The sequence below is a fragment of the Staphylococcus cornubiensis genome (assembly GCF_900183575.1).
GTDB lineage: Bacteria > Bacillota > Bacilli > Staphylococcales > Staphylococcaceae > Staphylococcus > Staphylococcus cornubiensis.
In genome coordinates this window covers 209,881-224,690 of the sequence record NZ_FXUZ01000002.1, presented here as the reverse complement: position 1 = coordinate 224,690, position 14,810 = coordinate 209,881, and the positions used below count along the sequence as shown (strand labels likewise).

General features: G+C 36.5%; 15 protein-coding genes. 5 read left to right on the top strand and 10 right to left on the bottom strand.

The features are described from left to right. Window positions 1–91: 91 nt before the first annotated feature. The 6 genes from CCE82_RS04070 to CCE82_RS04045 form a co-directional block, all read right to left on the bottom strand. The gene (locus CCE82_RS04070; RefSeq protein ID WP_086428155.1) at window positions 92–1,015 is read right to left on the bottom strand and encodes an ABC transporter substrate-binding protein; all 924 of its coding nucleotides are present in this window, start codon (window positions 1,013–1,015) and stop codon (window positions 92–94) included. 286 nt (window positions 1,016–1,301) lie between these two features. Then, the gene (locus tag CCE82_RS04065) at window positions 1,302–1,679 is read right to left on the bottom strand and encodes a YbaN family protein (protein WP_086428154.1); all 378 of its coding nucleotides are present in this window, start codon (window positions 1,677–1,679) and stop codon (window positions 1,302–1,304) included. A gap of 121 nt (window positions 1,680–1,800) precedes the next feature. Next, entirely contained in the window at window positions 1,801–2,961 is a 1,161-nt protein-coding gene (locus CCE82_RS04060; RefSeq protein ID WP_086428153.1) for an acyl-CoA dehydrogenase family protein, read from the bottom strand. Between the two features lie 430 nt (window positions 2,962–3,391). After that, window positions 3,392–3,739: a transcriptional regulator, SarA/Rot family gene (locus CCE82_RS04055; protein ID WP_086428152.1), complete on the bottom strand. Its 348-nt coding sequence runs from the start codon at window positions 3,737–3,739 to the stop codon at window positions 3,392–3,394. A gap of 463 nt (window positions 3,740–4,202) precedes the next feature. Beyond that, window positions 4,203–4,556 (bottom strand): DoxX family protein, encoded by a 354-nt coding sequence (locus CCE82_RS04050; RefSeq protein WP_086428151.1) that lies wholly within the window; start codon window positions 4,554–4,556, stop codon window positions 4,203–4,205. A gap of 13 nt (window positions 4,557–4,569) precedes the next feature. After that, window positions 4,570–5,622, bottom strand: coding sequence for an LLM class flavin-dependent oxidoreductase (locus CCE82_RS04045; RefSeq protein WP_086428150.1), 1,053 nt, complete (start codon window positions 5,620–5,622; stop codon window positions 4,570–4,572). A 704-nt stretch (window positions 5,623–6,326) separates the two neighbouring features. Here CCE82_RS04045 and CCE82_RS04040 point away from each other — a divergent pair. Next, complete coding sequence (locus tag CCE82_RS04040; protein ID WP_086428149.1) at window positions 6,327–7,076, top strand: CHAP domain-containing protein; 750 nt, start codon at window positions 6,327–6,329, stop codon at window positions 7,074–7,076. 116 nt (window positions 7,077–7,192) lie between these two features. Here the strand turns inward: CCE82_RS04040 and CCE82_RS04035 are convergent, their stop codons facing one another. The 3 genes from CCE82_RS04035 to CCE82_RS04025 all read right to left on the bottom strand — a co-directional run bounded on the left by CCE82_RS04035 (window position 7,193) and on the right by CCE82_RS04025 (window position 10,416). After that, entirely contained in the window at window positions 7,193–7,669 is a 477-nt protein-coding gene (locus CCE82_RS04035; RefSeq protein WP_086428148.1) for a hypothetical protein, read from the bottom strand. A gap of 253 nt (window positions 7,670–7,922) precedes the next feature. After that, window positions 7,923–9,314 carry a Na+/H+ antiporter NhaC gene (gene nhaC, locus CCE82_RS04030; RefSeq protein WP_086428147.1) on the bottom strand — a complete coding sequence of 464 codons (1,392 nt, stop codon included), beginning with the start codon at window positions 9,312–9,314 and terminating at the stop codon, window positions 7,923–7,925. A gap of 25 nt (window positions 9,315–9,339) precedes the next feature. After that, the gene (locus CCE82_RS04025) at window positions 9,340–10,416 is read right to left on the bottom strand and encodes an NAD/NADP-dependent octopine/nopaline dehydrogenase family protein (RefSeq protein ID WP_086428244.1); all 1,077 of its coding nucleotides are present in this window, start codon (window positions 10,414–10,416) and stop codon (window positions 9,340–9,342) included. 634 nt (window positions 10,417–11,050) lie between these two features. On the opposite strand from CCE82_RS04025, the gene CCE82_RS04020 reads away from it, so the two are divergent. From CCE82_RS04020 to CCE82_RS04005, 4 genes are all read left to right on the top strand, one after another. Then, window positions 11,051–11,629 carry a CHAP domain-containing protein gene (locus CCE82_RS04020; protein ID WP_086428146.1) on the top strand — a complete coding sequence of 193 codons (579 nt, stop codon included), beginning with the start codon at window positions 11,051–11,053 and terminating at the stop codon, window positions 11,627–11,629. 161 nt (window positions 11,630–11,790) lie between these two features. Then, window positions 11,791–12,117, top strand: coding sequence for a DMT family transporter (locus CCE82_RS04015; RefSeq protein WP_086428145.1), 327 nt, complete (start codon window positions 11,791–11,793; stop codon window positions 12,115–12,117). Continuing rightward, entirely contained in the window at window positions 12,114–12,428 is a 315-nt protein-coding gene (locus tag CCE82_RS04010) for a DMT family transporter (RefSeq protein WP_086428144.1), read from the top strand. Before CCE82_RS04015 ends, CCE82_RS04010 begins: the two co-directional genes overlap by 4 nt. Window positions 12,429–12,491: 63 nt before the next feature. Continuing rightward, the gene (locus CCE82_RS04005; RefSeq protein WP_086428143.1) at window positions 12,492–13,454 is read left to right on the top strand and encodes a 2-hydroxyacid dehydrogenase family protein; all 963 of its coding nucleotides are present in this window, start codon (window positions 12,492–12,494) and stop codon (window positions 13,452–13,454) included. Window positions 13,455–13,668: 214 nt separating this feature from the next. Here CCE82_RS04005 and CCE82_RS04000 read toward each other — a convergent pair whose 3' ends face one another. Beyond that, on the bottom strand, window positions 13,669–14,796 hold the full coding sequence (locus tag CCE82_RS04000) for an FAD-dependent monooxygenase (RefSeq protein ID WP_086428142.1): 1,128 nt from the start codon (window positions 14,794–14,796) through the stop codon (window positions 13,669–13,671). Between the last annotated feature and the right edge of the window lie 14 nt (window positions 14,797–14,810).

The window sequence follows — 14,810 nt, the reverse complement described above, 5'->3', positions numbered from 1 at the left end:
GTTAACAAACAATAAAATGATTGAACATCATAAAGTAAAAGCGGTGCCACCCAATTCAGAGTAGTACCGCTTTCTCTTATTACACCACGATTTAATTCGATGGTAACGCTAAAAGTTGTTTCTTCAAATCCTTACGAATGACATCCAATGTGTATGGATCATTATACCAGTACACACTAGAATCCACATTAAACGCATGTCCTTTTTGTACCGCTTCTAAATTTTGCCACATGGCTGTTTTTTGGAATTCAGGTTGTGCCGCATCTTTTGCTTTTGCAGTTACAATCACGTCACCTGCATATTTCCCTACTTCTTCTTTAGGCACTTCTGTCCAACCTTCTTTTTTCGTTGCATCTTCTAACGCTTTAGGCATATTCAAACCGAAAGCTTGGTAGAGCACTTCACTTCCACGTCCCCAGTTTTTACCATAAGCATAAATTTTCTTATCAAAGTCTTCAAAAATCGTTACAGTTGCGTCGTCACCAAGATGGGCTTTAATGTCTTTACCATCTTGTGCAGTTTGTTTCTCCCAATCAGCTTTCCACTTTTTCACTTCATCTGATTTGCCAACAATCTCTCCCATAGCTTCTTGTTGTTCAAGATAGTTGTATTGCGCATAGTCAAATGCAAGTGTTGGCGCAATTTTCTTCAATTTATCTGTATTTTTGTCTGTATTGTATGTAATGATTAAATCTGGTTTTAATGTTGCCACTTTCTCAACATCATCCGTACCGACTTTATCAACATCTTTAAATTGTTTTTCAAGGACGGGACTTTGTTTAACTTGATCTGATACACCGACAATATTTGCATCTAGATATTTTAAGCCACCCGCATATGTAGGCGCAAGCACAACAATACGTTTTGGTTCTTTTGGAATATCGACTTTATCTTCACCTTTAGCTGTTTTTAAGTTAAACGCTTTCGTTTCCGCTTTACTGCTTTTATTTTCATTTTGACCACATGCAGCCAAAATTAACATAAATACCAATAATGGTAATAATAATTTCCTCATTTAGTTTTCCTCCAATTGATAATGATTATCATTATTATATAGCGAAACGCCTTTATAATCAATCTTTTTCTAAACAAAACTTTTTAAATTATTAAAATGGGTGTTTCATAAACGTTTGTTACATACTTAATTTTGTTTTTTAATCACTGTATTCAATAAGCAATATTGTATATGACGATTTTAACTATTATTCTCGTAACGACAATAAAAAAGCAGAAATGACATTCATTATATCGTGCCATTTCTGCTCAATATTTCTAGTTCAATATACTTCATGTACATCCTTTTAGCGTGTATCGTAACTTTTCGGTAAAGTCTTCACCCACGTAAATAAGACAATCGTTTGTAATATCACCATCACCAATAATCCAAGTCGAATCATTGTCACATCCACCATGAAAATTGAAAATCCCACTACAATATACAAACTGATTAACAATTGTATTTTCTTTTTCATCGTATAGCCACGATATTTTCGAAAATCTTCAACGTACGCTTGATACACTTTGGTTTGAATCAACCAATCATGAAATCGGTCGGAACTTTTCGCAAAACAGAGTACAGCGACAAGTAAAAAAGGTGTTGTAGGTAGTAATGGTAACACTGCTCCTGCAAACCCTAATAATGTAAAGATACCCCCTATGCCCAGTAAAAGATATCGCATCATCCTATACTCCTCTATTCATTTTAAATTAGCGCGCATACATAGTGCCGAACTTTTTTCTCTAAACCTATCATATCGACTCTTTCACTAAAACACAATGGTCTTTTATGAACTGCGTTACTTATATATTATTTTGGCGTTCAGTCATCGCTTGTTGTGCAATTTTAGTATAAGCCATGTCCTGCATCGGCGGATTGTGTAATCCCGCGCGCATATCTCTAAAATATCTTTGCAATGGACGGTCCATTTCTAAACTTTTCGCACCGACAATACGCATCGCTATATCAATGACGTCCAAGCCTTCATTCATCACTACGACCTTACTCGCTGCAGTTTCTGCCCCAATATTATCTTGAGGTGTGCGTGTTTGATAAGCACGTGCGGTACTCCACAGTAAATGTCTTGCAGTAATTAATTTCGTTTCCATTTGACCCATATTTTGTTGGACAACCGGTAAATCAGCAATTGGTCCTTCTATACTATTGGGGCTATAATCCAACGCAAAATCAACTGCATAATCTCTCGCTGCTTGAGCAATCCCTAAATAAGTCGCCGGAATATGTAGCAACCATCCATTTTGATACGGTGGGCCTTCTCCTCTGATTTCGATAAGCATGTTTGAATTCACTTGGACATCATTTAGTATTACATCATGACTTTCTGTAGCACGCATGCCAACCATATTCCAATTATTGGCAATTTCTAGGCCAGGCGTCCCTTTTTCAACCATAAAAAAGCCGACTTGTTCTTTTTCAGGGATATAAGCTACCACGATGATATGTGTCAAGGCAGGACTCATCGACGTAAATGTTTTGACGCCATTTAAAATATAGTAATCATTCTCAAAACGTGCATAAGTTTGAGGACGTCCACCTCTTGTAGGGCTACCTGTTTCAGCTTCACTCACCGCTCTATTCGCCAACGCCCCATTTTTCACTGCTTCGGCAAAATCTTCTAATATCGCTTCGTCCCAAATTCGGCGCTCAAACACTTCACCTACTAATGCCACATGCCACCCAATAGAAAGCGCTGTCGGCCCATCAATCGAACCGAGAACTGACTGGAGGATGACCATATCTTCTAAAGTTGCCCCCCGTCCACCGTATGATTGCGGTAACGTGAGTTGCGTATACCCTTCGTCAACCAACCACTGAATATTTTCATGTGGAAAACGATGCTCATGATCATTATTTTGAGCATATTTTGTTAATTGATCACGATGCGCTTCAAGTTTTGCAACCCATTCTTTCTGTACAGCAGACTGGATTAACACAGATTTCATTTCTAAAACCTCTCAATCTTTTTATTTCTTATCTACTTAGTCAACATTATAATACAAATATGTGCGAATGCCTAATCCGAGTTCGAAAATAAGTTTTAATTTTTATCATGTTTTATAAAGTTAAATACTTATTTTAATGCACTTTTATAGGCCTTCCAATCATGCTCGTTTAGAAAATTTTTTCTGAGCAATTTAAAAAAGCGACAAAAAGCAAATTCAGTTCACTTTCTGTCGCTTATTATCCATCCCTTTTTCACTATTCTGCTAGACAAAAATATACGTAACGATTTGTCATAATGAATAGTGGTTTTTCTTGGATACATCGCTGCTAGAAACAGATTGCATGCTATCCAATCCGCAACTACTTTACGCTATATCCAACAGTCATCCTTGTTCTTTGCCCGCTCAAGCTGAATGATGTCGTCATTAATTATAGTAAAGTCTCAATTTCGTTAAATAAGCCAGCAATTTTTTCGTATTGCTCTTTTGAAACTTCAATGATAACTGTTCTTTCATCTTGTTCATTACGTTTTTTAGTTAAGAAACCAAAGTCTTTTAGCTTTTGCATCGCTTTTGTAATATAGTATGGCTTAAATTTTGAAGCTCTAATAATATCTTTAACGTTATATGTTTCTTGTTGATGTTCCAAAATAAACGTTAAGATAAAGAGTTCTTCATAAGTTAAGCTATACTTCTTCTTAATTTCTGTGTAAATCCCTTTTGTCGTGAAGCTGATCGTCATTAATTCTTTCATATTTTTGATTTGATATTTTTCCATACGCTTACCCCCTATAGATAAGTGCCAAGTTTAATAGGTTTCTTGTCTAATTTTTCTAATAACTATATTAACTTGGAAATTTAATATTTTAACGTTTATATTTTAAACCGAATCTGTCTTTTTTTCAATTACTTTCTGAGTATCGTTTCTGAAAAAAATTTTGTTATTTTTTCTTTAGTAAAATAAGCGTTGTACTAAAATGCCTAATATAAGCGAAAATAAAGATTATAAACAAATTAATTTTAAGCTTCGATTTTAATTGAACAACAATTGAGTTTTGTGCAAATGTCTTATTAACAATCAATCACAACGCGTAGAAGAAATAAAAAAAATAATAACCTACAAAGTGAAATACTTTGTAGGTTAAATTATTAAATATTCATTTTTAAGCTATCGTCAACAATAATAAATATTTAAACTAAAGAACTGGAACAATAAACATTAAATGAATATGTTATTGTTATTATTTTTTGTTAACAATGTTATCAATTAAACTTAAGCCTGCTAAAGATGCCACGTCGATTGCGTGTTGTGCACCTTCTTTACCTTGGCCTGCTTCAATGTGTTTGTAAATCGCACCAGTTAATACACCTAGTGTTAAAATTGAAGCAAGTTGAGAAAAACGTTTGTCAAAGATACTAATTGCGAAAAGACCCGCAGCTACAGCTTCAGTAATACCGATAACTTTAACCATGCCTTCTGGTAATTTGAACATTTCGAAAGCGTCCTTCATACCTTGGTCACCTTTCAATTTTGGTTGAGCTGCATCATATAAGTGTTTTGCAACCTTTAAGTTTGTAACGTAACGTAAAATCATTTCTAAATTCCTCCTATTTGTTTTCAAAATATGAATCGACGATAGGTTTTACCTTTTCCCCAAAAAGTCTAATTGCATGCATTGTTCTTTCATGTGGCATAGAACCTAATGGTAAGTGTAACATAAATCGTGTAATACCTAATGCCTCGACTGTATCAATAATTTTTTGTGCGACAGTTTCTGGACTACCGACGTACATCGCACCATTTGGACCAATCTCTCTTTGGAAATGCTCATTAGAGAACGGTGGCCATCCTCTTTCTTTAGCTAATACATTGTGATGTGCTTCTACACTTGGATAAAATTCACGTTGCGCTTGTTCATCTGTATCAGCAACGTAGCCCCAAGAATGAGAAGCAACTTGAAGTGTGTCACCCTTATGACCATTTGATTCAGCAACCGCTTTGTACATCGCAATATTACGTCTAAATCTTTTTGGGTCACCACCTATTATCGCATAAGTAATTGGTAATCCTAATGATCCTGCTTTTAATGATGACTCTGGTGTGCCCCCAGTTGCTAACCACACTGGTAATTCTTTTTGTACCGCACGTGGATATACGCCACGTCCATCAATGTTTGGTGTGAGTGCACCTTCCCAGTGTATAATTGTATTTTGATTAATTTTTAATAATAGCTCTAATTTTTCATCAAAAAGTTGTTCATAATTTTTAAGATCGTAACCAAATAATGGGAAAGATTCAATAAATGAACCTCGACCAGCCATAATTTCTGCACGTCCATCAGATAACGCATCAATTGTCGCAAATTGTTGGTAAACACGAATTGGATCATCTGATGATAAGACAGTTACTGCAGATGACAATTTAATATTTTTAGTAACAGCCGCTGCTGCCGCAAGTACTGTTGTTGGGCTAGATACAGCGTAATCAGGGCGGTGATGTTCCCCTAAACCATAGACGTCAAGGCCTACTTCATCTGCGAGTTTAATTTCTTCAACAATATTACGGATACGTTCGCCGTTTGAAATTGCTGGTAATACACCATTTTCTGTATGCATATCTTGGTTATCTGCAAAAGATGTCAATCCTAATTCAATTTTCATCTTAGCACCACCTTTCAAGTATAAAATTTATACTGTGATTATATCCCTTACTCAAGCTATTTGTCAATAAGAAACATTCCGATTTCATTTTATAACGTGCACATCTTAAAATAACGCTATTTTTCTATTAATTTTATGGTTAAACAATCATACTTTATTCTATTTTCTTATATATAATAGGAAAAAACTCGTTCATTGACTTTTAATACAACATATTTATTCACATTAACAAAAGATTCAATTGATTACTTACGATTTATTGAAAAGCATGTTTAAATATTAATACACTATACCCTTTTATTCATATTTTAATGCATAAATATACCCGGATTAATGCATTGTGTATATTTTTCCTTTTATTTCCATAACACAAAAAGTTCAAAAAAATTGGCGCCGAAATGTTATTGTAACTATATTACAATTATGTAACAAAATATTTTAAACTACTTTCAAAATTTTTCTTTTCTACTTATAAATCCCTCAACAAAGGCGTTTATGAACCTTCTAAATGTTACATCTATTTTCATCAAAATGAGTAAACATTACAAAACAAAGAAGTACTACACAAGCGAATTTTTTTCTGATACAGTATATATCGTTATTAGACCACAGCAAGTTGGTTTATACTTATGCAAAAATCAAATCACACTTTAGTGAATTAACTTTATAATCTTGAACAAATTATCTAGGAGGATTTTTTTACAATGAAAAAATTAATCGCTACAACTACAATCGCTACAGCAGGAGTTGCTGCTTTCACATTAGCTCACGGTCACGACGCAGAAGCAGCAGAATACAATGGTGGATACAACCCACAAGACCCAACATCTTACAGCTACTCTTACACAATCGATAACGCAGGTAACTACCATTTCACATGGGAAGGTAACTGGTCACCAGCACAATTCAACGGTGGTAACGCATCAGCTTCTTACTACACTGGTTACGATGCAACAGCGGGTGCTTCATACACTCAACCAACTCGTACTTACAGCGCACCAACACAACGCTACAGTGCGCCATCATACACAACACAAACAACAAGCACATCTAGCTCATACAGCTCACATGATTATTCATCATCTTATACAACGACTTCAACGTCAACACGTTCAGTATCAAGAGGTAGTTCAAGTGCGAACTTATACACTGTAGGCCAATGTACTTACTACGTATTTGATCGTGTAGGTGGTAAAATTGGTTCAACTTGGGGTAACGCAAACAACTGGGCAAACGCAGCAGCACAAGCAGGTTACACAGTGAACCACCGTCCAGCAGCAGGTGCGATTTTACAAACGACTGTAGGTGCTTTCGGTCACGTAGCCTATGTTGAAGGTGTTAACGGTGATGGTTCTGTACGCGTATCAGAAATGAACTACGGTTACGGTCCTGGTGTGGTAACAAGCCGTACAATCTCAGCTGCTCAAGCTGCATCATACAACTACATTCACTAATATTTATTACTAATATATGAAACCCTCTGCATGATTTGTGCAGAGGGTTCTTTTGAATATCGCCACTGTGCTGAAGATCAATCGCTTGTCTTTCATTAACAGTATATTTTGGGACTTTATAACCAGTATGCAATCGTTATCCAATAACCAAACGCAAAAAAGTAGAGCAATGGAAAGTTTTCCATATCTTTAGCTTTCATTTGCTTAATAACGACATGCACACCTATCCCTACAAATACTGCTGTTAAAACAAAACGTACGACGAGCATTATCGTCATTGCACCGGAAACCAACAGGCTTGGGACACTTGTCGCAAAAATGACAAGTGTTAACAATACAATCATCACTGTATATACGATAGTGTCTATAGAGCGATAAAGATGAGAATAAGTCCAAGCCACAATAAAACCAAACACAGTGACGAGTGCTATTTCATGCATTCGCTCATATAAATGAAGGGCATCAGTCTTATACAGTACAATCGCTACAAAATACAGTATAAGACTAATGACCCATGATATTACAGAAGGACTTTTTAGTTGTTGTTGATCGTGATTGATGTATCGGTGAATCCCAAACCATAATAGAATCATCGCTACTAGAACTATTAAGTAAAAAATGGAATCACCTCTTCATGTTTATATTATTACCGTTTTTCATATCACTAAAACATATATGATTCAATTCTTTCAAATTTTCTTTTTATTTCGATGATTTTTCTATAATCTCACAGTAAGATAAATCTCTTTTTTCATACATCAATCGTTTAAAATCATAAAAAAGTATATACCTTAAAATCAGTTGTGTTTGATTTTAGGATATATACTTTTGCTAGTCAAACAATGTCTATGCGTGTTTTTTCTTTTTAATGCCTATGCCTGTAAATCCATAGAATAGTGCAATCAGTACACAAAGATAACATGGCACTGCCCAAATGAAAAATTGGCCAACGCCGACACCGAGTTGTTGTGTATAATAGATTCCTGATGTTCCCCATGGAATGAGTGGGATGAGCATCGTACCAGAGTCTTCCAATGTTCGCGATAAATTCACACGATCTAAATCCATTTTGTCATACATTTGCATAAGTAGGACACCGACCATAATAATGACCACTGAGGCAACACCTGCCGCGAGTACCATCATTAAACTTCCGATGACAGTCACAAGTATGAGTTGACCACGTGAATTAATATTTTTGGAGATACTATGCAAAATCACGTCTAGACAACCTGCTTTTTCGACAATGCCTGCAAATGCATATCCACAAAAGATAGTCACTAAAATTTGCGTCATGCTCATCATGCCACCTTGTTCGATCAATGATAATGCCTTTTCTGATAACCCTTCTTGACCGAGTAGCATATCTGGTTTAAAACCGCTAAATGTCGCTATGAAACCGTTATTTAATTGAAAACCGTTGTTCAACCAACCGACTAAAATAGCCACAACACTTGAAATCAGCATTGATGGCACAGTTGACATTTTAGCTAACAGACAAATAACGATGACAATCAGTGGTAGCCAAACGAAAAAATTAATATGATACATCGTTGCAATGTCTTTTAATAACGCATCAATTTGTGCGGTATTCGTCTGAACTGAAAAATTTCTTGATGCGATATGCCAAACGATGAGTCCAATGATAGAAGCCGGCACAGTCGTCCAAATCATGTGTTTAATATGACTGAAAATATTTACGCGTGTTACTAATGATGCCAAATTGGTCGTATCTGACAATGGTGACATTTTATCACCAAATACTGCTCCTGAAATAATCGCACCGGCTGCCATACCTGCTGGAATATCCATATGTAAACCAATCGCCATTAATGCAATACCCGCTGTAGATGCTGACCCCCATGCTGTCCCTGTTGCAACTGAAGTGATTGCGGAAATGATAAACGCCGAAATCAAGAAATAACTCGGACTTAAAAATTTCAAGCCATAATAAATCAATGCCGGCACAGTCCCTGAATACATCCATGAACCGACAATGATGCCCACGGTTAATATGATGAATATCGCAGGCATCGCTGTGGCTAAACGATCAGTGATCCCTTCTTCTAGATCTTTCCAACGTAAGCCGACACGCCGTGCAATCCATGCTGCATAAGCTGCCGAAATAATTAATAAAGGTTGTACTGGTATTTTAAATATTATAAATCCTACACAGACAACAATCATCATGACGATAATGGTTGAAAGTGACTCTAGTAAAGTAGGTTTTCTTTTCATACACAACACACTCCCCTTTGTATTATTAGTAAGAAGCTAACCCTACATTCTCTCTTCCTAAATATTCGATTGTTAAGCCCTCATTGAAAAAGTCACGTTCTAAGATGGTTGACGCGATAACGATAATAGCATCAATGTTCGGTGTAGGCACCCCTATTTCTCTCCCCAAACTTGACCATAATACGAGACCATAAGCGATATCTTCAGTTAGATAACGGTTGTTGACTTTGTTAGGACCTGGAATACGTGAAAACACCGGACTATGGTTAAACAACTTGTTCAATGGTTCATCTTCCAATTCACGTTCTAAATAACCACGTGCAATACGAGCTTCTTTCGCTGTTTCTAATTCAAATCCTAGCTTGCGTCCTAAAGTTAAACGTTCCACTTCAACCGCATGTAATAGACGTACTGTATGATTTGTAATCCCTTCTTTATACAACGCAAAATCGCCACTGTAATCAATACGTCCGACATTCAATAACGTTGGTCCTGGGTGTACTTCTGGGTTACCATTTTCTAAATTCGTACGCCATAAACTTTCTTCTTTCACGATATAAGGATAAAGTGATTCTACCTTTTTAAATGTTTGCGTTAAATCTTTTTCATTTAATGTAGAGAAATAAACTTTACGTACATTTAATGATAAATCAACTGAAGCTGTTTCAAAGTTGACGCGTGTCCCATATGTTAATGTATTGGCCTCTGCAAAGATAGGACGTGTTTCGATTTTGTATTCTTCTAACACTTTAATAAAACGTGCTGAGCCCATTGCTGCCGCCATATTAAAGAAGATGATTTGATCATTATTGATGTGTGATGACATCAGTTCCGCATAATATTCGATAAATGAAGATGGTATACACAACATAACAATTTCAGCACCCTCTAAGACATAGCCCATGTCGTCGCTAATATTTGTGAATGCCACAAAACTTTCTGTGCCCTCGTTATTAAAATTAAAACCACCTTGTTCAATGGCGTAATCAAATTTACTGATGGATTGGTTACGACAATAAAGTTTAACTTGATGTCCTTGATTCGCCATATCTACTGCCGCTGTAACAGCCCCATTACCTGATCCTACAATTGCTATTTTCATATGTTTACCCTTCTTTCTGTTTTTTTCTTTTTGATGTCGTGTCATCGAATTGTGACTCAACATGAATCGTAACAGAACGATTATAAAAAGAAAACAATTTTTTGAATGTCACAACGTACTAATGATGGTGTTGCTTGTTTATACCCTATATGAGACGAATTATGTTGCTATAGGTCTTTTATTTTTAGTCTTACTTGCTCAAGGCTATCCATATGAAACGTTCCAAGCCTATCAAGGACTTACTATAAAGTAGAGGTAATTTTTGCATTCTACAGCTCAGGTCAGCATTAATGCTTTCCGTTACATATGTGTTGTGCTAATCAAAGCAAACGATCGTATCAATCAACTTTCTAAATATTACATTCGCTGTAACATCTATCATTACAAAAGTTTAAAATTGAAACTAAATAGCGCATGAAATTCACATTTTGAGATGATTTATGCAGTTGTCACAAGATTACATAGTGTCCCATTAGAGTTTTAATTCAATTACAAAACTGTAACATTCCACACAGGCGACTCAATTTTTGATAAAGTTCATATTGTCGTTAAAAGAACGATTGATTTAAATACTCTAACTTTAAAAATATCTAAATTAAAATAAACAACCAAAATATCTAGGAGGACTTTTATTATGTTAAAAAAATTCGCTACTACAACTACATTAACTGCAGGATTAGGTGCTGCTGCAGCGGTGGGCTTACACCACGATAACGCAGATGCTGCTGAGGGTAACTATAGCTATTCATACAGCTACAACTACGGCTACAACACAAATGCACAAGGTAATACAAACTACAACTACAATGCAAACAGCAATCAATCATACACGAACGGTCAAAACACTACAACTACATCAACTTCAACACAATCAACTGGCGTATCTAGCGCTGGAAACTTATACACACCTGGTCAATGTACTTGGTATGTTTACGACAAAGTTGGCGGTGAAATTGGTTCAACTTGGGGTAACGCAAACAACTGGGCAAGCTCAGCAGCTGCTGCAGGTTTCACAGTAGATAATAAACCAGAAGAAGGTTCAATCTTACAATCAAACGCAGGGCCAATGGGTCACGTTGCATACGTTGAATCAGTGAATGAAGATGGTTCAATCACAGTATCTGAAATGAACTATGACGGCGGGCCATTCAGCGTAAGTTCACGTACAATCTCTGCTTCAGAAGCGGCTTCATACAACTACATCCACGTATAAGATGTCAAAAATATCATGATTAAAAAAACCATTGTTGTCACACGATACAGCAATGGTTTTTTATGTTGTCTTTGAACATGCCCTTCTCCCTATTTCAATCTTGCCTATACATTCGTGTTCATTATATGATGGCATTATATGATTTTAAGGAGGCAATTTTCATGCAATGGACAAAAGTGATTTTTGCAGGTCTGATGGAAGTCGTTTGGGTCATCGGCTTAACACATTCTCATCAGCTTTACCAATGGATTCTGACCATTGCGATTATTAGTTTAAGTTTTTGGATGATGGTATCCGCTTCACGTGTCTTACCCGTCGGCACAGTATATGCTGTATTTGTAGGCATCGGCACTTTAGGTACTGTCATTGTAGGTATGCTGTTCTTCAATGAGTCAGTCAGCTTAGTCAAACTTTTCTTCATCGCAACATTACTTATAGGGGTAATCGGACTCAAGTTAACGACAGATAAGGCAGGTGAACAGCAATGAGTTGGTTTGCCCTCTTATTAGCAGGATTATTTGAAGTTTTAGGAGTGCTTTGGTTAAACGAATATGCACGTCATCACCAAAAACGTTACATTGTATTACTTGCTGTCACGTTCGCACTCAGCTTATTAAGTCTTTCTTGGGCGATGCAAGTCATTCCAATGGGTACAGCTTACGCGATTTGGACAGGAATTGGCACAGCAGGCGGTACCATTTTAAGCATGGTCGTTTATCATGAATCGAAACAGTTTTTAAGAATCTTTTTTATTTTGTTGATTATCATATCTGCTGTAGGACTGAAGTTAGTCGTGTAACTTGCATTCCTTGTAATCTAGAAAGGGGTTTCATATACTAGAGGAGAAAGGTGGGAATCGCATATGAAAAAAGTATTTATCGCAGGTCCTATCCCAGAAAAAGGACTTGAAATATTAAAGGCAAATTTTGAGGTAGAGATGTACGAAGGTGAAGGCATTATTGATAAAGAAACACTCAAAAATGGTGTGAAAGATGCTTTCGGACTTGTAAGTTTATTATCTACAGAAGTCGATCAAGAAGTCATTGATAGCGGCTCAGAATTACAATTTATCGCAAACTATGGGGCAGGTTTTAATAATGTCGATGTCGATTATGCGCGTTCAAAAAATATCGATGTTTCGAATACACCTAAAGCTTCTACTAACTCTACAGCTGAGTTAACAATGGCTATTTTACTCGCTGCTGCACGTCGCGTTGCTGAGGGAGACCGCTTAATGCGCAATGAAGGATTTAACGGTTGGGCACCGTTATTTTTCCGCGGACGTGAAGTTTCTGGCAAAAAATTAGGCATTATCGGATTAGGTGAAATTGGTACGGCTGTTGCGCGTCGTGCGAAAGGATTTGATATGGATATTCTATACACAGGTCCACATCAAAAACCTGACAAAGAACGCGAATTAGGCGCACAATATTTAGATTTAGACACATTACTACAAACAGCTGATTTCGTTGCGATTAATGCCGCATATCATCCGTCAATGCGTCACATGATTGATACGCCTCAGCTTGAAATGATGAAACCAACAAGCTACTTAATCAATGCTTCTCGCGGACCTATCGTGCATGAAGCTGCATTATTAAAGGCGCTTCAAAACAAAACAATTGAAGGTGCAGCACTTGACGTTTATGAATTTGAACCAGAAATCACTGAAGGTCTTAAAGAATTAGACAATGTTGTCATTACACCACATATCGGTAATGCTACTTTCGAAGCACGTGATATGATGGCAGAAATCGTTGCGAAGAACCTTGTTAAAAAAGCAAATGGTGAAACACCGGACTATATTGTGAACGAAGCAAAATAAGTTCAGTTTATTTTTATTAGACATTAAAGTGATGGGGCAAAATTATTTTTGTTTGTTTCCTACGATTTGTCAAGGTAGTGTTAATTAAAATTGATATCACTGAACTAGACCGTTCAATTTTCTTTTATCGTTTAAATCTCTATAATTATCGATCACATTAAATAAACGGGATAGATGACACAGTGTCGACTGTGGTACCTATCCCGCTTTTTTGTTATTCACTTTTAGTACGATACAAAATACGCGTTTGTTGTTTCATCACCCATGTTGGCAGTATTCGCATACATCGATTTCTCATTTTAATACTTAGGCCATTGGATTTTTGTGCCATTTTACCAATTTTTCGAGAACGCTTCGTTATTTTTTGTGTATGTTTCACGCGTAATCGATCATAACGTTTTAATGCCGTTTCAAGTGTGTCATATTTTTTCAAGACATTCGCTAAAACGATTGCGTCTTCCATCGACTGTCCTGCACCTTGTCCCATGTTCGGTGTCGTCGCATGTGCTGCATCACCTAATAAAACGATATTCTTTTGGTACACGAATGTCGACAGTGACTTCAAATCATAAATGTCATGATGTAAAATCGCTGTTTCAGGTTGCAAATCTAATACTTTTCGGACAGGTTCTGGAAAATGATTAAAATACGCTTGTAAATATGGTTTATTAAACTTTTTAAAATACATATCATTTTCTTTCGCATTCATTGTCGCAAACCAATACACACGCCCGTCAAGTAACGGTACAATTCCGAAACGCCCTTTTTGACCCCAATATTCATCCGCTATTGGCTTTAACAGGTCCATATCTTCTACAATACCTCTAAAACATGTGTAACCTTGATACTGTACTTTACTTTTAGGTTGAACTGCTTGTCGAACCTTGGAATGAATGCCATCTGCACCAATAATCATATCGACTTGTACTGCATTTTGTTGTTTAAAGTGAATCGTTGCAGTTGTACCATCACTTTCGACATGTGTCACTTCATGATTGAAATGAAATAATGTATCATCCAAATATGACTTTAACAGATCAACTAACTTTTGACGTTCTAATGTCACATTCGTCTTATCTTCGCTTAAAGGCAATGTATTTAATAAATTTCCTTTCTCATCAAAAATACGCATCGCTGTCAGCACTTGACCCGCATTTTTAATTCCTTTCGCAAGATCATGTTGACCAAGTAATTGAATGACATTGTCTCCAATACCGATACCCGCACCCACTTCACGAATAGCGTCTTCTTTTTCATAAATAGAGATATCGTGTCCCTGTGCTCGAAGCATAATGGCAGCAGTAAGGCCCCCAATGCCAGCGCCCACAATACCAATTTTCATATCATCACCCCGTT

Bases quoted from the DNA above. Each gene is read 5' to 3' on its own strand.
- CCE82_RS04070 (WP_086428155.1), bottom strand. From the start codon at position 1,015: ATGAGGAAATTATTATTACCATTATTGGTATTTATGTTAATTTTGGCT.
- CCE82_RS04065 (WP_086428154.1), bottom strand. From the start codon at position 1,679: ATGCGATATCTTTTACTGGGCATAGGGGGTATCTTTACATTATTAGGG.
- CCE82_RS04060 (WP_086428153.1), bottom strand. From the start codon at position 2,961: ATGAAATCTGTGTTAATCCAGTCTGCTGTACAGAAAGAATGGGTTGCA.
- CCE82_RS04055 (WP_086428152.1), bottom strand. From the start codon at position 3,739: ATGGAAAAATATCAAATCAAAAATATGAAAGAATTAATGACGATCAGC.
- CCE82_RS04050 (WP_086428151.1), bottom strand. From the start codon at position 4,556: ATGATTTTACGTTACGTTACAAACTTAAAGGTTGCAAAACACTTATAT.
- CCE82_RS04045 (WP_086428150.1), bottom strand. From the start codon at position 5,622: ATGAAAATTGAATTAGGATTGACATCTTTTGCAGATAACCAAGATATG.
- CCE82_RS04040 (WP_086428149.1), top strand. From the start codon at position 6,327: ATGAAAAAATTAATCGCTACAACTACAATCGCTACAGCAGGAGTTGCT.
- CCE82_RS04035 (WP_086428148.1), bottom strand. From the start codon at position 7,669: ATGATTCTATTATGGTTTGGGATTCACCGATACATCAATCACGATCAA.
- nhaC (WP_086428147.1), bottom strand. From the start codon at position 9,314: ATGAAAAGAAAACCTACTTTACTAGAGTCACTTTCAACCATTATCGTC.
- CCE82_RS04025 (WP_086428244.1), bottom strand. From the start codon at position 10,416: ATGAAAATAGCAATTGTAGGATCAGGTAATGGGGCTGTTACAGCGGCA.
- CCE82_RS04020 (WP_086428146.1), top strand. From the start codon at position 11,051: ATGTTAAAAAAATTCGCTACTACAACTACATTAACTGCAGGATTAGGT.
- CCE82_RS04015 (WP_086428145.1), top strand. From the start codon at position 11,791: ATGCAATGGACAAAAGTGATTTTTGCAGGTCTGATGGAAGTCGTTTGG.
- CCE82_RS04010 (WP_086428144.1), top strand. From the start codon at position 12,114: ATGAGTTGGTTTGCCCTCTTATTAGCAGGATTATTTGAAGTTTTAGGA.
- CCE82_RS04005 (WP_086428143.1), top strand. From the start codon at position 12,492: ATGAAAAAAGTATTTATCGCAGGTCCTATCCCAGAAAAAGGACTTGAA.
- CCE82_RS04000 (WP_086428142.1), bottom strand. From the start codon at position 14,796: ATGAAAATTGGTATTGTGGGCGCTGGCATTGGGGGCCTTACTGCTGCC.